This is a genomic window from Enterobacter cloacae complex sp. 418I7, assembly GCF_050030705.1.
GTDB classification, from domain to species: Bacteria; Pseudomonadota; Gammaproteobacteria; order Enterobacterales; family Enterobacteriaceae; genus Enterobacter; species Enterobacter intestinihominis.
In genome coordinates this window covers 3,286,252-3,304,291 of record NZ_JBLGUU010000001.1, presented here as the reverse complement: position 1 = coordinate 3,304,291, position 18,040 = coordinate 3,286,252, and the positions used below count along the sequence as shown (strand labels likewise).

The window sequence follows — 18,040 nt, the reverse complement described above, 5'->3', positions numbered from 1 at the left end:
GTTATTCAGTCGATAGTAACCTGCTGAGAGGCGATCGCAAGCATTTTTTTCAAAAAAGTGTAGATGCAATCGGTTACGCTCTGTATAATGCCACGGCAATATTTAACCACCCAGGTCAGAGATATTGCCCATGCTACGTATCGCTAAAGAAGCACTGACGTTTGACGACGTCCTCCTCGTTCCCGCTCATTCCACCGTTCTGCCGAATACTGCCGACCTCAGCACGCAGTTGACGAAAACCATTCGTCTGAACATTCCTATGCTCTCCGCAGCAATGGACACCGTGACTGAAGCGCGTCTGGCTATCGCTTTGGCACAGGAAGGCGGCATTGGCTTTATCCACAAAAACATGTCTATCGAGCGTCAGGCGGAAGAAGTTCGCCGCGTGAAGAAACATGAATCCGGTATCGTGTCCGATCCTCAGACCGTTCTGCCAACCACCACCCTGCACGAAGTGAAAGCGCTAACCGAGCGTAACGGCTTTGCAGGTTACCCGGTTGTGACCGAAGACAACGAGCTGGTGGGCATCATCACCGGTCGTGATGTGCGTTTCGTGACTGACCTGAACCAGCCTGTCAGCGTCTATATGACACCAAAAGAGCGCCTGGTGACCGTTCGCGAAGGCGAAACCCGCGACGTGGTGCTGGCGAAAATGCACGAAAAACGCGTTGAGAAAGCGCTGGTTGTGGATGCGAACTTCCACCTGCGTGGCATGATCACCGTTAAAGATTTCCAGAAAGCAGAACGTAAACCGAACGCCTGTAAAGACGAGCATGGCCGTCTGCGCGTCGGCGCTGCGGTTGGCGCGGGCGCAGGTAACGAAGAGCGCGTTGACGCGCTGGTTGCCGCGGGCGTTGACGTGCTGCTGATTGACTCCTCACATGGCCACTCCGAAGGCGTTCTGCAACGTATTCGTGAAACCCGTGCTAAATACCCGGATCTCCAGATCATCGGCGGTAACGTGGCTACGGGCGCAGGTGCTCGCGCGCTGGCGGAAGCCGGTTGCAGCGCGGTGAAAGTGGGTATCGGCCCTGGCTCTATCTGTACTACCCGTATCGTCACCGGCGTGGGCGTTCCGCAGATCACCGCGGTGTCTGACGCGGTTGAAGCGCTGGAAGGCACCGGTATTCCGGTTATCGCGGACGGCGGTATCCGCTTCTCTGGCGACATCGCCAAAGCGATCGCCGCAGGTGCCGCAGCCGTGATGGTGGGCTCCATGCTGGCCGGTACCGAAGAATCCCCGGGCGAAATCGAACTCTACCAGGGCCGTTCTTACAAATCCTACCGCGGTATGGGCTCCCTGGGCGCGATGTCCAAAGGTTCCTCCGACCGTTACTTCCAGACCGATAACGCCGCTGACAAACTGGTACCGGAAGGCATCGAAGGCCGCGTGGCCTATAAAGGCCGTCTGAAAGAGATCATCCACCAGCAGATGGGCGGCCTGCGTTCCTGTATGGGGCTGACCGGCTGTGGTACCATTGACCTGCTGCGTACCAAAGCGGAATTCGTACGCATCAGCGGTGCGGGTATCCAGGAGAGCCACGTGCACGACGTGACGATCACCAAAGAGTCCCCGAACTACCGTCTGGGATCATGATTTTCTTCGCCCGACCTCGTGTCGGGCGATTTATTTAATCTGTTTCACTTGCCTCGGAATTAGCGTCAATGACGGAAAACATTCATAAACATCGCATCCTCATCCTCGATTTTGGTTCTCAGTACACTCAACTGGTGGCGCGTCGCGTGCGTGAGCTGGGCGTATACTGTGAGCTGTGGGCGTGGGATGTCACGGAAGCACAGATTCGCGAGTTCAATCCAAGCGGCATCATCCTGTCCGGCGGCCCGGAGAGCACCACCGAAGAGAACAGCCCGCGCGCGCCGCAGTACGTATTCGAAGCGGGCGTACCGGTGTTCGGCGTGTGCTACGGCATGCAGACTATGGCGATGCAGCTGGGCGGCCACGTAGAAGGCTCTAACGAGCGTGAGTTCGGCTACGCGCAGGTTGAAGTCGTCACCGACAGCGCGCTGGTGCGCGGTATCGAAGATTCCCTGACCGCAGACGGCAAACCGCTGCTGGACGTGTGGATGAGCCACGGCGACAAAGTCACCGCTATCCCGTCGGACTTCGTGACTGTAGCCAGCACCGAAAGCTGCCCGTTCGCGATTATGGCGAACGAAGAAAAACGCTTCTACGGCGTGCAGTTCCACCCGGAAGTGACTCACACCCGTCAGGGTATGCGCATGCTGGAGCGCTTCGTGCGTGATATCTGCCAGTGTGAAGCCCTGTGGACCCCGGCAAAAATCATCGACGACGCCGTGGAGCGTATCCGCCAGCAGGTTGGTGATGACAAAGTGATCCTCGGCCTCTCCGGCGGCGTGGACTCCTCCGTGACCGCGATGCTGCTGCACCGCGCCATCGGCAAAAACCTGACCTGCGTCTTCGTGGATAACGGCCTGCTGCGTCTGAACGAAGCCCAGCAGGTCATGGACATGTTCGGCGACCACTTCGGTCTGAACATCGTTCACGTGGAAGGCGAACAGCGCTTCCTGGACGCGCTGAAAGGCGAGAACGATCCGGAAGCGAAACGTAAAATCATCGGCCGCGTATTCGTGGAAGTGTTCGACGAAGAAGCGCTGAAGCTGGAAGACGTGAAATGGCTGGCGCAGGGCACTATCTACCCTGACGTGATCGAATCCGCCGCCTCCGCAACCGGTAAAGCACACGTCATCAAATCTCACCACAACGTGGGCGGCCTGCCGAAAGAGATGAAGATGGGCCTGGTTGAACCACTGCGTGAGCTGTTCAAAGACGAAGTGCGTAAGATCGGTCTGGAACTGGGTCTGCCGTACGACATGCTCTACCGTCACCCATTCCCGGGCCCGGGCCTCGGCGTACGCGTGCTGGGCGAAGTGAAGAAAGAGTACTGCGACCTGCTGCGTCGCGCGGACGCGATCTTCATTGAAGAGCTGCACAAGGCTGACCTGTACAACAAGGTTAGCCAGGCGTTCACCGTGTTCCTGCCGGTTCGCTCCGTCGGCGTGATGGGCGATGGCCGCAAGTACGACTGGGTTGTCTCCCTGCGTGCTGTGGAAACCATCGACTTCATGACCGCGCACTGGGCGCACCTGCCGTATGACTTCTTAGGCCGCGTGTCTAACCGCATCATCAACGAAGTGAACGGCATTTCCCGCGTGGTGTATGACATCAGCGGCAAGCCACCGGCGACGATCGAGTGGGAGTAAGCCCATAACCTTTCCTGCGAAGTTATAAGCAGGTAAGACTGATAAAACCCTCTGTTTACAGAGGGTTTTTCTTTTGTAACTGATATCCGAACGGGACGTGAATTATTGGCTCATCTGTCGGGATCCACGGCAGCCGATACTGCGTCGCCATGCCCCTGGCGCCTGACCATACTGACGCTTAAAGCTGCGGTTGAAGGACTGCTGAGAGTCAAAGCCCAGCGCGATCGCCACGTTCAGAATCGGTTCATCGCTTTGGGCTAAGCGCTCAACCGATTTTTGCAGCTTTTGCGCGCGAATATATTCAGCGAGAGGGGAGCCGGTATGTTCTTTGAAGATCCGCTGGAGATGCCATTTCGAATAGCCGGCTCGCCTGGAGACGGTTTCAATGTCCAGGCGGCTATCAAGGTTGTTGTCGATCCAGTCGAGCAAATCGTGAATGAATGCACCCGTGTTCATCTTGCTTCCCCCTACGCCACGCATTAAAAGCATCTTTGTTTGTTGCACTTAAAGGTGGCCCGTTTTGATATTAATTGCAAGTTTTATTGTTACATTTAAATCCCTTCTCAAAACCCGTGATTTACCTTCGCCGCAAATAGCACATAAAGTGCAACAATTATTCTTGCACTTAATTAAGCGCCTTCCTACAATCGCCGCGATAGTGTATTCGCAACTGTTACAGTTTTGTGGCGATGAACGACACAAATGGCCTTAAGCCAGACCGGACAAAGGAAGTGGCGCGGCGCCTCCCGCTGCGTCTTGCCCGGCGGCTACAATAACCGGAATAAAAATAATGAGCCTGCAAAAAACCTGGGGTTACTTTCATCTGAGCGCGACGGGGGTGGTTTTACTCTCCGCGCTTCTCGTCGGGTGCGATGACAGCGTCGCGCAAAATGCCGCACCGCAAGCGCCCGTCGTCAGCGCAGCTGACGTGGTGGTGAAATCCATTAGCCAGTGGGACAGCTTTAACGGTCGCATTGAAGCGGTGGAAAGCGTTCAGCTGCGCCCACGCGTCTCCGGCTACATTGATAAAGTGAATTACACCGACGGCCAGGAGGTGAAAAAGGGCGAGGTGCTGTTCACGATTGATGACCGAACCTATCGCGCGGCGCTGGAACAGGCGCAGGCGAACCTGGCGAGAGCCAAAACGCAGGCCAGCCTGGCGCGAAGCGAGGCTAACCGTACCGATAAATTAGTCAATACCAACGTGGTATCCCGTGAAGAGTGGGAGCAGCGCCGTTCCGCTGCTACCCAGGCACAGGCCGATATTCGTGCGGCGCAGGCGGCGGTTGATGCCGCGCAGCTCAACCTCGACTTCACCAAAGTGACCGCGCCTATCGACGGTCGCGCCAGCCGGGCGCTGATCACCAGCGGTAACCTGGTGACTGCGGGTGACAGCGCCAGCGTGCTCACCACCCTGGTCTCACAGAAGACGGTTTACGTCTACTTCGACGTGGACGAGTCCACCTATCTTCACTATCAGAACCTGGCCCGCAGCGGGCAGGGGGCGTCCAGTCACCACACGGCGCTGCCAGTGGAGATTGGTCTGACGGGTGAGGAGGGCTATCCCCATCAGGGCAAAGTGGATTTCCTGGATAACCAGCTCACGCCGAGTACCGGTACAATCCGCATGCGCGCGCTGCTGGATAACTCACAGCGTCAGTTCACGCCGGGACTCTTCGCACGCGTGCGCCTGCCGGGCAGTGCGGAATTTAAAGCCACGCTTGTTGACGATAAGGCGGTGCTGACCGATCAGGATCGTAAGTATGTTTATGTCGTTGATAAAGACGGGAAAGCGCAGCGCCGCGACATTACGCCGGGGCGTCTGGCCGACGGTTTACGTATCGTACAGCAGGGGCTGAAACCCGGGGATAAAGTCATCGTCGATGGTTTACAAAAAGTGTTTATGCCGGGTATGCCGGTTAACGCGAAAACCGTTGCCATGACCGCCAGCGCCGCCCTCAACTGATCCCTTACCTGAGAATCCAATCCATGGACTTTTCCCGTTTTTTCATCGACAGGCCGATTTTTGCCGCTGTACTGTCGATTCTGATTTTTATCACAGGATTAATCGCCATCCCGCTGCTGCCGGTGAGCGAATATCCTGATGTCGTGCCGCCAAGCGTGCAGGTGCGCGCCGAGTACCCGGGCGCCAACCCGAAAGTGATTGCCGAAACCGTGGCGACGCCGCTGGAAGAGGCGATCAACGGCGTTGAAAACATGATGTACATGAAATCCGTCGCGGGCTCCGACGGCGTGCTGGTGACTACCGTCACCTTCCGTCCGGGTACCGACCCGGATCAGGCGCAGGTACAGGTGCAAAACCGCGTCGCACAGGCCGAGGCGCGTCTGCCGGAAGACGTTCGGCGTCTGGGCATTACGACTCAGAAACAGTCGCCAACGCTGACGCTGGTGGTGCATCTCTTTTCGCCTGGCGGTAAGTACGATTCACTGTATATGCGTAACTACGCCACGCTGAAGGTGAAGGACGAGCTGGCGCGTCTGCCCGGCGTGGGTCAGATCCAGATTTTCGGCTCGGGTGAATACGCGATGCGCGTCTGGCTGGATCCAAACAAGGTGGCGGCGCGCGGACTGACGGCCTCGGACGTGGTGACGGCGATGCAGGAGCAAAACGTACAGGTCTCCGCCGGGCAGCTTGGCGCCGAGCCGCTGCCGAAAGAGAGCGATTTCCTGATCTCCATTAACGCCCAGGGCCGTCTGCATACCGAAGAAGAGTTTGGCAATATTGTCCTGAAAACAACGCAGGACGGTACGGTCGTCCGCCTGCGCGACGTGGCGCGTATCGAGATGGGTTCCGGCAGCTATGCGCTGCGCTCCCAGCTGAACAATAAAGACGCGGTCGGGATTGGTATCTTCCAGTCGCCGGGGGCAAACGCCATCGATCTGTCTAACGCGGTGCGCGCCAAAATGGACGAACTGTCCACCCGTTTCCCGGACGATATGAAGTGGGCGGCACCTTACGACCCAACGGTATTTGTGCGCGACTCGATCCGTGCGGTTGTACAAACGCTGCTGGAAGCGGTGGTGCTGGTCGTGCTGGTGGTGATCCTTTTCCTGCAAACCTGGCGCGCGTCGATCATCCCGCTGATCGCGGTGCCGGTATCGGTGGTGGGTACCTTCAGCATTCTTTACCTGCTGGGCTTCTCGCTGAATACCCTGAGCCTGTTCGGGCTGGTGCTGGCCATCGGTATCGTGGTGGATGATGCCATCGTGGTGGTGGAGAACGTCGAGCGAAATATCGAAGAGGGGCTCGCCCCGCTTGCGGCGGCGCATCAGGCGATGCGTGAAGTGTCCGGGCCGATTATCGCCATTGCGCTGGTGCTGTGTGCAGTGTTTGTGCCGATGGCGTTCCTCTCTGGCGTGACCGGCCAGTTCTACAAACAGTTTGCGGTAACGATAGCCATTTCCACGGTGATCTCCGCGATCAACTCGCTGACGCTTTCTCCGGCGCTGGCCGCGCTGCTGTTGAAGCCGCATGGTGCCCCGAAAGATTTCCCGACCCGGCTTATCGATCGTCTGTTCGGCTGGATTTTCCGTCCGTTTAACCGCTTTTTCCATCGCAGCTCGACCGGCTATCAGGGACTGGTAGGGAAAACGCTTGGCCGACGCGGTGCAGTGTTTGCGGTTTATTTGCTGCTGCTTTGTGCCGCGGGTGTGATGTTTAAAGTCGTACCCGGTGGGTTTATTCCGACGCAGGATAAGCTGTACCTGATCGGCGGCGTGAAAATGCCGGAAGGCTCGTCGCTGGCGCGTACCGATGCGGTGATCCGCAAAATGAGCGAGATCGGGATGAATACCGAAGGTGTGGATTATGCGGTCGCGTTTCCTGGCCTGAACGCGCTCCAGTTCACCAATACGCCGAACACCGGGACGGTCTTCTTTGGCCTGAAGCCGTTCGACCAGCGTAAACATACTGCGGCGGAAATTAACGCGGAGATCAATGCGAAAATCGCGCAAATCCAGCAGGGCTTTGGCTTCTCGATTCTGCCGCCGCCGATTTTAGGGCTGGGTCAAGGGTCCGGTTATTCCCTGTATATTCAGGATCGTGCTGGTCTGGGCTATGGCGCGCTGCAAAACGCGGTGAACACCATGTCCGGGGCGATTATGCAGACGCCGGGGATGCATTTCCCCATCTCAACCTACCAGGCTAACGTTCCGCAGCTGGATGTGCAGGTTGACCGTGATAAAGCGAAAGCGCAGGGCGTATCGCTTACCGATCTTTTCGGCACGCTGCAAACCTATCTGGGCTCGTCATATGTAAACGACTTTAACCAGTTTGGACGGACCTGGCGCGTAATGGCACAGGCCGACGGGCAGTTCCGCGACAGCGTGGAAGATATCGCGAATTTACGCACACGCAATGACCAGGGCGAAATGGTGCCGATTGGCAGTATGGTGAAAATCACGACCACCTACGGGCCGGACCCGGTGATCCGCTACAATGGTTACCCGGCGGCGGATCTTATTGGTGATGCTGACCCGCGCGTGCTCTCTTCCGCGCAGGCGATGACGCAACTGGACGCCATGTCTAAGCAGATCCTGCCGAACGGGATGAATATTGAATGGACGGACCTGAGTTTCCAGCAGGCCACCCAGGGCAATACGGCGCTGATCGTCTTCCCGGTCGCGGTGCTGCTGGCGTTCCTGGTGCTGGCGGCGCTGTATGAAAGCTGGACGCTGCCGCTGGCGGTGATCCTTATCGTGCCGATGACGATGCTCTCCGCGCTGTTCGGCGTCTGGCTGACCGGGGGCGATAACAACGTCTTCGTGCAGGTGGGGCTGGTCGTGCTGATGGGGCTGGCCTGTAAAAACGCGATACTTATCGTGGAGTTTGCCCGCGAGCTGGAAATTCAGGGCAAAGGCATCATGGAGGCTGCGCTGGAGGCGTGCCGCCTGCGTTTACGCCCGATTGTAATGACCTCTATCGCCTTTATTGCCGGGACCATTCCACTGATCCTTGGTCACGGGGCAGGGGCAGAAGTCCGCGGCGTCACCGGGATCACCGTTTTCTCCGGGATGCTGGGCGTGACGCTGTTTGGTCTGTTCCTGACGCCGGTCTTTTACGTGACGCTGCGTAAGTTCGTGACGCGCGGCAAAGCGGAAAGAGAGGTGTTGCCTGCGTAGGACGTAGCAGATAACAAAAAGCCGCCTTCATTGTGAAGGCGGCTTTTTTTCGCAATCCGTCAGGATTAAGGCGCTTTTTTATGCTGCGTACAGAGTTCCGGCACCGGATCGCACCCGCTGGTATCGGCTTTTTTCACCTCTTCCAGCGCGCTGGCGACGGTATGGCGCGCTAAAACCGCTAACGAAGCCTGCTCCGCTTCATCAGCGATTGATTTGAAGTACCAGCAGGCGTTGGCGCTGACCACACAGCGGGCCGGGACGTCAGGACGGGACGCCCACAGCTTTTTATCTTCAGTGACGGAAAGGTAGATATCACGCAGGGTGATCTCTTCAGCCGGGCGGCCAAGGTGAATAGAGCCGTTGCGGCCAAGCGTGGAGACGATAATGCCGTCCCGGGCGAGAGGAACCATTAATTTGCGGATAAAGCTCGGATTCGCTTCCAGGCCGTAAGCCAGGATTGCACTCGTCGAACGTTCACCCGATTGCTCCGCCATCGCTACGCTGAGAACCATCTGCAAAGCTGTCGGGAAGCGGTAATCTAACATTTTTCTGTCCTGGGTTGCGGTGAATCTTGTTCTTTTTGGCACCGCAGAGGTGAATAATCAGTAAGTAACAATATAACAAATACGGTAATTTTATTGAAGCAATCTGCGGCATACGTGAAGTAACGCTGCGCTGACACATGTCAGGACGTGTAGCGCCGGGTTTACGTTCATGCGAACGCCGGATTCGGGAAATCAACGGTCACCATAAGACCACCTTCGGCTGACGTACTCAGATTGACCCTGCCGTTGTGTTGCTGCGTAACGGCTTTGACGATGGCAAGCCCCAGTCCACTCCCGCTTTGGGTCTGATTAGGATCGCGGAAAAATCTGTCGAACACGCGCTCCCGCAGTTCAACCGGGATACCGGGGCCCGCGTCTGAGACGCGCAGCTGAGCGGACGTATCACGCGATTGCAGTTGTACCTCAATGCGTCCACCCTCAGGGCTGTACTTCACGGCATTCTCAATTAAATTGTCGATCAGCGACACCAGACGTTCCCGAATGCCTGCGACATGGATTTCATCGTCACCGAAGAATTCAAACTCAATCCCGCGTGCCGATGCCAGCGGCTCCAGTGCGGCCATTCGCTCCTGAATAAGCGTTGTCAGCGGCACAGGCTCCATTACCGTGTCGATGTGCGCTTCGCTGTGCTTCATCAGCAGAAGCTGATTGACGAGACGAGCAGCACGGCTATTGCTGCGAACAATGCCTGCAAGCAGCTCCTGCTGGCTTTCGCTGATGACCGAGGACTGCAGCGCCTCGACGTTGATTCGCATCGCGGCCAGCGGCGTACGCAGCTCGTGCGCGGCATCGGCAATAAACACCCTTTCCCTTTCGGCGCTTTCCCGCACCCTGGCGAGAAAGTCATTAATCGCGTCCACCGTCTGGCGCAGCTCCCTGTGCCTGGGAACGGCTTTTAAGGGAGAGAGATCGTCTGGCGTGCGCAATGAAATTTCATTCACTACCCTGTTCCAGGGGCGCATCGCGATGCGGATTGACAGCCACGCGGGAAAAAGAAGAAAAGGAATGCATACCAGCAGCGGCATGACGTAATAGCCGCGCGAGTTCAGGTAGATAAAGAAATTCCAGCTGCCAGCCGGGGTAAAAAGGGTGACTTCAACGTCGGAGCGCGCGGATTTGAGTGTGCGGCTCGTCCAGGTGTGGTCTCCGGTCCGGACGCGCTGCATTTCCCCCAGACGGCTATTTTTCACCTCCGTTGGCGCGCCACGCGAAGAAAAAATAATCTCATTATGCTTGCGAACGATCAGGTTGATAGCGAGTTCCGGATCTTCACCGCCGCCATAACCCTCCCGCAGCGCCTTGCTGAACGCGGCCAGCACCTCATTACGCGCCTGCGGCCTATCCTCCATGCTCTCAACAAGGGAAAAAAGGGTTTCGTAAGTCTCACTGCCCGTGAGTATTGGAGGGCTGCGCAGGTCCTCCAGCAAAATGAAGGTTAAAAAGAAACACCAGAGCAACGTAAGCAGCAGCATCTGGGCGACCAGCATTCGCCTGACCAGCGTAGGGAGCCTGAGGCGGTACCAAAAATTACGCATCAACCTGCCGCCTTCTGAACCGGTACGGTATCAATGACGTACCCTACGCCCCGCACCGTTCGCACAAAGCCATCGCCAATTTTTCGCCGCAGGTTACCCATATGCACGTCGAGCGCGTTGCTGAGATTTTCTTTCGTGCCGAATATCCTCTCTTCCAGATACCGCCGCGTAAGCACGCGATCGGCGCGCAGCATTAACGTTTCAAGCAGCGCATATTCGCTTGCCGTCAGCTCAACGTGGCGTGCGCTCACCGTTACGCGACGCGTCGGAATATGAAGCGACAAACCGCGAATTTCTATTGCCTCATTTTCAAAACCGTAACTGCGTCGCGCAAGGGCTCTCACGCGTGCCAGCAGCTCGGCGAGAACAAAAGGTTTGACCAGATAGTCGTCCGCGCCCGCGTCCAGCCCGCACAGGCGGTCCTGCAGCGTGCCTCGCGCCGTCAGGATAATGACGGGGATCCCCCGGAGCTGCTGACGCAGACGCGTCATCAGGCTCATGCCATCGCCATCGGGCAGCCCCAGGTCGAGCAGGATAAGCTCCGGCACGCAGAGCTCAAGCTGATGCAGCGCATCCTCTTTCCGGCGTACCCATATGACATCAAATCCTTGATCTGCAAGGGCGAAACGTACGCCGTTGCCGAGATCCAGGTCGTCTTCAATTAGTAGAATTTTCACAAAGGTAACGGTATCAGCAGTGGATGAAGAACAGCTTAAGAAAAAAACGGTATCAGGAAATCATTTAGCTTTACATAACCAGCACGTGCTTCAGCGTTTCTTCATTTTCGGCTCATAAGAACCTTAGGGAGGGTATTCAGAATGAGCGCGCTGGCGTTTAACACCGCCTGAATCGTAACCATCTGAATCCAAAAGGGCTTCTTTAATGAGAAACTGCAAACTGCGTCACAGGTTCCCCCGTTCACTCATCGGTCGCAGCGTGAAAAGCATCCTGTCGGGGGCCGTCCTGGCGTTACTGGCTACCCCGGTGCTGGCGGCCGGGCAGCGCCAGGGCAACGTGTTAACCCTGGGGGGCGGCGTGGATGTTGCGCCACGCTATTCCGGTTCGGATAAGAGCCGCGTTACTGCGGCTCAGGTGGTTGATTACGCGATGGCAAATGGGTTCTTTATCAGTACCACCCGCGGGCTCGGCTACGGCAACCGCGTTGGCAACCTGGATTACAGCGCTGCGCTGAGCTATCGCGCAGGACGTAAGGATCGCGACGTAAGCAGCGATTCAATCGCCTCCGGCAGCGACTACCTGCGGGGGATGGGTGACATCAAAGGCTCGGCCGTCGTTGTGCCGGGGCTGGGGTACAGGATAACTGACTGGCTTAACGTGCAGCTGCAGGCTGAGGTCCCGGTTTCGGAAAGAGACAACGGTGAGGCTGTGCACTTCGGCATTGCCAGCCCGCTCTACACCTCTCCTGAAAACTCGGTGACGCTGGCGCTGACCGGTAGCTGGGGATCCAGCAAGTACATGCAAACGTACTACGGGGTCAGCGCCGCCCAGTCGGCCGCATCGGGATTTGCCCGACATGATGCCGGATCGGGCATATACGCCTATTCGCTGAACCTGGACTGGACCCATAAGCTCACCTCCCGCTGGAGCCTGCTTGCCGCAGCTGGCGTTACGCAGCTGACGGGAGAGGCGGGCGATAGCCCCATTGTTCAGCGAAAAACGTCTCCTGTGGGAAGTTTGAAGGTGACGTATAGCTTCTGATGGTTCAGTGAGGGCGAAGGCGCGTTTGTGACAAAACCGCACATAACCCCGTTACAGGAGCCGGAAGTACATAAAGCCCGTAGGATGGCGTGGCCCGAAGTCGGACCGTTCATCATGCGGGCTTTTTTATCACTGTTGACCCGATAACGCCTGTTCAATCGTACGGGTAACAACGTCCGGCTGGCTGACCATCGATACATGGCTTGCCGCAACCTCCGTGGTGTTGGCGTTGATTTTCTTCGCCATTGCGCGCTCAAGCTCAGGATTGATCATCCGGTCATTTTTGCTGACCACATACCAGCTCGGTTTGTCATGCCAGGCGGCATGCGCGACTTTCTCCCCAAACGCATTGGCCTTAATGGGGCTCTGCGTCGCGGCAATCACGCTGCGCTCAACGTCCTTCACGTCAGGGGCAAAATTCTCGCTGACCGCTTTTGTCGGCAGATATAAATACCCCTCTGCCGTTTTAGCGAGGCTGGCGCTCCCTGGCGGATCAGGGAAGCTATTTGCCAGTTCTGCCGTCGACTGGCCGGAATCCGGCGCAAAAGCGGCAACGTAAACCAGTGACTTCAGCGGGCATTGTTTCCCGCCTCGCTGATTACCGTCCCGCCCCAGGAGTGACCGACCAGCACCACATCCCCATGAGCCCGGGCAATAGCACGCTGCGTGGCGGCGACATCATCTTTCAGAGACGTGAGCGGAAGTTGTACCGCAATGACCTCGGTATGGTGTTTTTGCAGCCGGGTGATCACCTTATTCCAGCTGCTCCCGTCGGCAAACGCCCCGTGCACCAGCACCACGCTGGCTTTCGTCTCTGCCAGCGCGCTGGTGGAAACCGCCAGCAGCGCCGCTGTTAATACAGACAATGCTTGCATAACAGGCTCCTTAAAAGTGATGAACCGCCGCGTGGGGCGGTACGGTGAATTCAACGGTTTTATGGTCGATGGGCTTATGCGTCGGGTCGGCAACGATGATGGTTACCTTGTGTTTCCCGGCGGGCAGCCCGACCAGGATCACCGGCTCGCCGCTGGTTTCAGCCCAGTGCCAGGGCGCGTCATCCACCACTACGTGAATATGGCCGATACGCGGAGTGACTTTCAGCGCGTCGGGTCCAAATACAGGTTCAATGCGCAGGTTTTCGACGCGGTACTGAATAAAGACCGCACCTTTACTCAGCGGTCCCGCCAGCGGTGGGTCGACGATCAGTTTTGCTGGCGGCTGGGGTTTTTCCTGCGGCGCTACGGCGGCCGGGCCATTAACATCAGCGGCGCTCAGGCCATCCAACGGTGCGGCCAGTGCGCCAGCAAAGGACGTCAGCGCAAATACAGGAAGCAGGAAATATCGACGAATCATCTGTGGCTCTCCTCATCAGTTTATTATGGCGAGGGACACAGAAGACCATTTTTATGTATCGGGGATGTTTGCTTTTGCGGGCGTTTTGTACCGGTTTGTCAGCGTAGCGCTCGGGATACAGTGCGATACAGTTTGTCTGCCTGGAGCGAACACGCTTTAGCGCTCGGGCGAATCCACTACAAGACCTGATTGCTGTGACTGAATTTTGTCCTGATGGTGATACCAGGCGCCAATGGAGGAATAAACAAAGCGGCCAAAGAAAAACAGGAAACTGATGAGCAGTATGATGCGGGTCATCCGGGTGTTAAATCGATGTCGTTTTCGCATACGCGTAGCCTGACTCACTTTCTTTTCCTGAGTATACCCTTTTGGGCGATACGGCTATTAAGGCACAGCCGCAAGTCGGGGTCAATTCAGCGAAATGTAAAATACCGTCAATGCTTACATTAATTTATGTTATTAAAAACAACGCTTTTATTTATCGCATTGATAATTACAGGAAAAATATTCAAATAAAACGTAAGAAATGTTTATTCAGATAAATTAATTTGATTTAGGTCAACGGCATCTCGTCGTTGATATTTAAAATCCCACCTCCACTGTGCTTGCCAGGAATTTTCCGGGCATCGTGTACGTCAGGTTGGATGCCTGTCTTCATTTACCCTCTGGAGCGCAAGGGTTGTAAACGAGCATCTATGAATATTCACCACATCCTGAAGCAAAATAAAGACCGCTGGTGGGCACTTCCTCTTATATTACCCGTCGTGTTACTCCCGGTGCTTAGTGTGGCTAATACCTTAACGCAGCTGGGCGACGGTATCGTTGCGCTCTATTATCTCCCGCTCTCCTTTCTGCTGACGCTGATGTTGTTCTTTGGCCTGGAAGCCCTTCCCGGAGTGGTGGTGTCGCTGTTTTTACGTTATTACCCGTCCGTTGGGCTGTTTGAAACCGTGACCGGCATTCTGCATTTTATCGTTCCCCTGGTGCTCAGCTGGGGCGGTTACCGCGTGTTTGCGCCCCGACGCAATATGATCGCTTACGGTGACATACGCCTGATGGGGCAACGTATCTTCTGGCAGGTGTTTTGCCCGGCAACGCTTTTTCTGGTGCTATTTCAGTTTGCGGTTTATCTCGGGGTCTATGAGAGCCGCCAGAGCCTTGCAGGATTGAATCCCCTCAATATTCGGACCCTTATTAACTATCAGGGGCTGCTGGTGAGCGGGCTGACGGGTGTGCCGCTAAGCTACCTGCTGATCCGCCTGATACGTCATCCGCGCTATTTCAAGGGACTGATGTCCCAGCTCCGCACGCAAATAGACAAAAAGGTGACGGCCGTTGAGTTTGTGGTGTGGTTTTTAGCTCTGGGAGGGTTGCTGGCTATGCTGCTGCTGCCCATGAATGAAAACAGTTCCATTTTCAGCACCAACTACACTTTGTCACTGCTGATGCCCGTGATGCTCTGGGGGGCGATGCGCTTTGGCTACAAGCTGATGTCAATCATCTGGACGCCGGTCCTGCTGGTGTCGATTCACTTTTTTTATCACTACATTCCGGTGCAGGGGGGTTATGGCATTCAGCTGGCGATCACCTCATCCAGCTATCTGGTCTTTTCCTTCGTTGTGACGTACATGTCGATGCTGGCGACACGCCAGCGGACCATCAATATTCGCTCCCGCAGTCAGGCTTTTCTCGATCCGGTGGTGCATATGCCCAACCTGCGGGCGCTGTCGCGAGAGCTGGCCAGTAACCCCTGGTCGGCGCTCTGTTTACTGCGCGTGCCCGAGCTGGAAGTGCTGGGGCGTAATTACGGCGTACTGCTACGGATCCAGTATAAGCAGCAGCTGGCGCAATGGATAAATGGCACCCTTCAGCCAAAAGAGCAAGTCTATCACCTCACCGGATATGACATGGCGGTGCGACTGGAGGCGGAGTCGCATCAACAGCGCATTGAGACGCTGGACGAGCATATTAAGCAGTTTGTTTTTATCTGGGATGGTATGCCGGTGCAGCCTCAGGTTGGCGTGAGCTACTGCTATGTACGCTCACCCGTCAATCACCTCTATCTGGTGCTGGGGGAACTGGGCATCGTGGCTGACCTCTCCCTCTCAACGAATCACCCGGAAAATCTTCAGCAGCGCGGGGCTGTTCACTTGCAGCGTAGCCTGAAAGATAAGGTGGCGATGATGAGCCGTTTGCAGACAGCGCTGGAGCAGAACGCTTTTAGCCTTTTAGTTCAGCCCGTTCGCGGCCTGCGCGGCGATCATTACCACGAAGTGCTGCTGCGAATGCGTGATGATAACGGGGCGCTGATCTTTCCCGAGCAGTTCCTGCCCATAGCACAGGAGTTTGGTTTATCGTCGCGTGTCGATTTATGGGTACTGGAGCGTACGTTGAGTTTCCTGGCACAGCACCGCCAGCGTTTGCCGGGCCAGCGCTTTGCCATCAACCTCGCACCTTCTACCGTCTACCGGGCGCAGTTCCCGCTTGAAGTGAGCCGCCTGTTAGCCAGATATGCCGTTGAAGCATGGCAGCTGATCTTTGAAGTGACCGAAAGTAGCGCCTTTGGTCATGCGGATCTGGCGGCATCCACCCTCAGGCAATTGCAAAAAATGGGAATACGGATCGCCATTGATGATTTTGGCACCGGCTACGCCAGCTATGCGCGGTTAAAAAGCGTGGACGCCGACATTCTCAAAATCGACGGCGGCTTTATTCGCAATATTGTCAGCAACAGCCTGGATTACCAGATCGTGGCATCCATTTGCCATCTGGCCCGGATGAAGAAAATGCTGGTGGTGGCGGAATGTGTGGAAACAGAAGAGATACGTAGCGCGGTGCACGCGCTAGGTATCGATTATGTGCAGGGCTACTTAATTGGGTTGCCAGTTGAGCTTGATACGTTGCTCGAAACACAGCCTTCTCAGGAGAACGCCTTAGCCGTTACGCTGCCGCCTCAGAACTCTCTTCTTCAATCTTCAACAGCCAGCCGGTGACCGCTTCCCAGTACTGCTGCTCTTTTTCCAGATCCAGCAGCACCAGCGCGTTCTGGCTAAACCAGTCGTGCGGGAAGCTCAGCGTCCAGTGATAGTCATCCGTTTTAAGCTTCAGTGTCGGCGGCGTGGTGGTCGCCTGTCGCTGATTATTGAGCAGCACGCCCAGGCGCAGAAGCTGAATGAGTGGCAGGAACTGCTTTTTCTTAAATAGCGTAAAGCGCGGCAGATCGTCGAGCTTGATGGCTTTGCGGTGATAGCGCACCAGCGTCGCCATCATGGTTTGCTGCTCCTGGTTGAAGCCAGGCAGATCGCTATTTTGCAGAATATAGGCTGAATGGCGATGCATGCCGCTGTGGTTAATGTTCAGCCCCACCTCATGCAGCATCGCGGCCCATTTTAACAGCGCGGCCAGCTGCGGATGCGCCAGCTTTGGATTCTGCTCCTCCCACTGCTCGTACATCTGAACCGTGGTTTCCAGCACCCGTTTCGCCTGTTCGCGGTCGATATTGTACTGGTTGGCAAGGCTCTGCGCGGTGCGGCTGCGAATATCCTGATGACGGAAACGGCCTTCCATCTCATACAGCACACCTTCGCGCAGGGCGCCGTCAGAGAGGCGCAGCTCTTTGATCGCCAGCGCGTCAAACACGCCGCAGAGGATCGCCAGCCCCGGTACGAACACCGCTTTACGCTCGTCGGACAAGCCCGGCAGACTCAGGGCGTCGAAGCTCTTGTGCTTAAGCACCTCTTCGGTGAGTTTCACCAGGCGCTCAGGCGTAATAAACCCGTCCTTTTCACCCATCGCCAGCAGCACTTCATGGGCCGCTTTAATCGACCCCGATGCGCCCAGCGCCACGTTCCAGCCCTGAATACGATACTGCCAGGCCAGATTTTCCAGTTTTTGCACGGCGGCCATGCGCGCGCGCTGGAAGTTTTCGCGGGTGATGACGCCGCCCGGAAAATACATTTGCGCGAAGCTGACGCAGCCCATACGGCGGCTTTCAACCAGACGCGGCTCGAAATCTTCGCCAATCACCAGTTCGGTTGAGCCTCCGCCGATATCAATCACCAGCTTGCGGCCTTTTTCCGGCTGCGTATGCTCCACGCCCATAAAAATCAGGCGCGCTTCTTCGTTACCGGAGATGATCTCAATCGGGTAGGGGATAACCTTTTCCGCGCGCTTAAGAAATTCCGGCGCGTTCAGCGCCTGGCGTAGCGTATGCGTCCCGACGATGCAGACGCTGGACGGCGAAAAGCCTTGCAGACGTTCTGCGAACAGCGACAGACAGTTAAGCCCGCGCTCCATTGCCTCTTCGCTCAGCATGTTACGCGCGTCGAGCCCATCGGCCAGATGCACGCGCTGCTTCAGACGACCGATGATCTGCATCGCGCCATCCACCTCGCGGGCGATGACCATATGGAAACTGTTTGAGCCAAGATCGACCGCAGCGAACTCCTGCGGGCGTGGGGTATTATCGTTTATTGGCATAGG

13 protein-coding genes and 1 pseudogene are annotated in these 18,040 nt (G+C 56.5%); 6 read left to right on the top strand and 8 right to left on the bottom strand.

The genetic code is table 11. The annotated features are described in order from the left end of the window. Nucleotides 1–130: 130 nt before the first annotated feature. Together guaB and guaA are read left to right on the top strand one after the other, a co-directional pair. Complete coding sequence (gene guaB / locus ACQG0S_RS15895; RefSeq protein WP_003860601.1) at nt 131–1,597, top strand: IMP dehydrogenase; 1,467 nt, start codon at nt 131–133, stop codon at nt 1,595–1,597. Nucleotides 1,598–1,665: 68 nt separating this feature from the next. Further along, nucleotides 1,666–3,243, top strand: a complete 1,578-nt coding sequence (gene guaA / locus ACQG0S_RS15890; RefSeq protein ID WP_006811514.1) for a glutamine-hydrolyzing GMP synthase — start codon at nt 1,666–1,668, stop codon at nt 3,241–3,243. 102 nt (nt 3,244–3,345) lie between these two features. Here the strand turns inward: guaA and ACQG0S_RS15885 are convergent, their stop codons facing one another. After that, nucleotides 3,346–3,699 carry a helix-turn-helix domain-containing protein gene (locus ACQG0S_RS15885; protein ID WP_006811509.1) on the bottom strand — a complete coding sequence of 118 codons (354 nt, stop codon included), beginning with the start codon at nt 3,697–3,699 and terminating at the stop codon, nt 3,346–3,348. A gap of 334 nt (nt 3,700–4,033) precedes the next feature. Here ACQG0S_RS15885 and ACQG0S_RS15880 point away from each other — a divergent pair, with 334 nt between their 5' ends. After that, nucleotides 4,034–5,209 carry an efflux RND transporter periplasmic adaptor subunit gene (locus tag ACQG0S_RS15880; RefSeq protein ID WP_045308556.1) on the top strand — a complete coding sequence of 392 codons (1,176 nt, stop codon included), beginning with the start codon at nt 4,034–4,036 and terminating at the stop codon, nt 5,207–5,209. Between the two features lie 23 nt (nt 5,210–5,232). Continuing rightward, entirely contained in the window at nt 5,233–8,385 is a 3,153-nt protein-coding gene (gene oqxB, locus ACQG0S_RS15875) for a multidrug efflux RND transporter permease subunit OqxB (protein WP_023300700.1), read from the top strand. A 65-nt stretch (nt 8,386–8,450) separates the two neighbouring features. Here oqxB and ACQG0S_RS15870 read toward each other — a convergent pair whose 3' ends face one another. From ACQG0S_RS15870 to ACQG0S_RS15860, 3 genes are all read right to left on the bottom strand, one after another. Continuing rightward, nucleotides 8,451–8,930: an RrF2 family transcriptional regulator gene (locus tag ACQG0S_RS15870; protein ID WP_003860591.1), complete on the bottom strand. Its 480-nt coding sequence runs from the start codon at nt 8,928–8,930 to the stop codon at nt 8,451–8,453. A gap of 167 nt (nt 8,931–9,097) precedes the next feature. Continuing rightward, entirely contained in the window at nt 9,098–10,486 is a 1,389-nt protein-coding gene (locus ACQG0S_RS15865) for a sensor histidine kinase (RefSeq protein WP_048966867.1), read from the bottom strand. Beyond that, the gene (locus ACQG0S_RS15860) at nt 10,486–11,163 is read right to left on the bottom strand and encodes a response regulator (RefSeq protein WP_038416495.1); all 678 of its coding nucleotides are present in this window, start codon (nt 11,161–11,163) and stop codon (nt 10,486–10,488) included. Before ACQG0S_RS15860 ends, ACQG0S_RS15865 begins: the two co-directional genes overlap by 1 nt. Nucleotides 11,164–11,368: 205 nt before the next feature. On the opposite strand from ACQG0S_RS15860, the gene ACQG0S_RS15855 reads away from it, so the two are divergent. Then, entirely contained in the window at nt 11,369–12,205 is an 837-nt protein-coding gene (locus ACQG0S_RS15855) for a MipA/OmpV family protein (protein ID WP_048966868.1), read from the top strand. 129 nt (nt 12,206–12,334) lie between these two features. Here the strand turns inward: ACQG0S_RS15855 and ACQG0S_RS15850 are convergent. The 3 genes and pseudogenes from ACQG0S_RS15850 to ACQG0S_RS15840 form a co-directional block, all read right to left on the bottom strand. Continuing rightward, nucleotides 12,335–13,080 (bottom strand): annotated as a pseudogene (locus ACQG0S_RS15850) (alpha/beta fold hydrolase). A 10-nt stretch (nt 13,081–13,090) separates the two neighbouring features. Further along, nucleotides 13,091–13,558, bottom strand: coding sequence for a DUF6130 family protein (locus ACQG0S_RS15845; RefSeq protein WP_048966869.1), 468 nt, complete (start codon nt 13,556–13,558; stop codon nt 13,091–13,093). 156 nt (nt 13,559–13,714) lie between these two features. Continuing rightward, nucleotides 13,715–13,885, bottom strand: a complete 171-nt coding sequence (locus tag ACQG0S_RS15840) for a YfgG family protein (protein ID WP_017383512.1) — start codon at nt 13,883–13,885, stop codon at nt 13,715–13,717. A 368-nt stretch (nt 13,886–14,253) separates the two neighbouring features. Between ACQG0S_RS15840 and ACQG0S_RS15835 the strand changes: the two genes are divergently transcribed. Next, nucleotides 14,254–16,551, top strand: coding sequence for an EAL domain-containing protein (locus ACQG0S_RS15835; protein WP_048966870.1), 2,298 nt, complete (start codon nt 14,254–14,256; stop codon nt 16,549–16,551). Here the strand turns inward: ACQG0S_RS15835 and ppx are convergent. Continuing rightward, nucleotides 16,499–18,037: an exopolyphosphatase gene (ppx, locus tag ACQG0S_RS15830; protein ID WP_003860570.1), complete on the bottom strand. Its 1,539-nt coding sequence runs from the start codon at nt 18,035–18,037 to the stop codon at nt 16,499–16,501. The two genes, ACQG0S_RS15835 and ppx, sit on opposite strands and share 53 nt — an antisense overlap. Nucleotides 18,038–18,040 lie beyond the last annotated feature (3 nt).

Bases quoted from the DNA above. Each gene is read 5' to 3' on its own strand.
- ACQG0S_RS15880 (WP_045308556.1), top strand. From the start codon at position 4,034: ATGAGCCTGCAAAAAACCTGGGGTTACTTTCATCTGAGCGCGACGGGG.
- guaB (WP_003860601.1), top strand. From the start codon at position 131: ATGCTACGTATCGCTAAAGAAGCACTGACGTTTGACGACGTCCTCCTC.
- guaA (WP_006811514.1), top strand. From the start codon at position 1,666: ATGACGGAAAACATTCATAAACATCGCATCCTCATCCTCGATTTTGGT.
- ACQG0S_RS15885 (WP_006811509.1), bottom strand. From the start codon at position 3,699: ATGAACACGGGTGCATTCATTCACGATTTGCTCGACTGGATCGACAAC.
- ACQG0S_RS15845 (WP_048966869.1), bottom strand. From the start codon at position 13,558: ATGATTCGTCGATATTTCCTGCTTCCTGTATTTGCGCTGACGTCCTTT.
- oqxB (WP_023300700.1), top strand. From the start codon at position 5,233: ATGGACTTTTCCCGTTTTTTCATCGACAGGCCGATTTTTGCCGCTGTA.
- ACQG0S_RS15835 (WP_048966870.1), top strand. From the start codon at position 14,254: ATGAATATTCACCACATCCTGAAGCAAAATAAAGACCGCTGGTGGGCA.
- ppx (WP_003860570.1), bottom strand. From the start codon at position 18,037: ATGCCAATAAACGATAATACCCCACGCCCGCAGGAGTTCGCTGCGGTC.
- ACQG0S_RS15840 (WP_017383512.1), bottom strand. From the start codon at position 13,885: ATGCGAAAACGACATCGATTTAACACCCGGATGACCCGCATCATACTG.
- ACQG0S_RS15855 (WP_048966868.1), top strand. From the start codon at position 11,369: ATGAGAAACTGCAAACTGCGTCACAGGTTCCCCCGTTCACTCATCGGT.
- ACQG0S_RS15870 (WP_003860591.1), bottom strand. From the start codon at position 8,930: ATGTTAGATTACCGCTTCCCGACAGCTTTGCAGATGGTTCTCAGCGTA.
- ACQG0S_RS15865 (WP_048966867.1), bottom strand. From the start codon at position 10,486: ATGCGTAATTTTTGGTACCGCCTCAGGCTCCCTACGCTGGTCAGGCGA.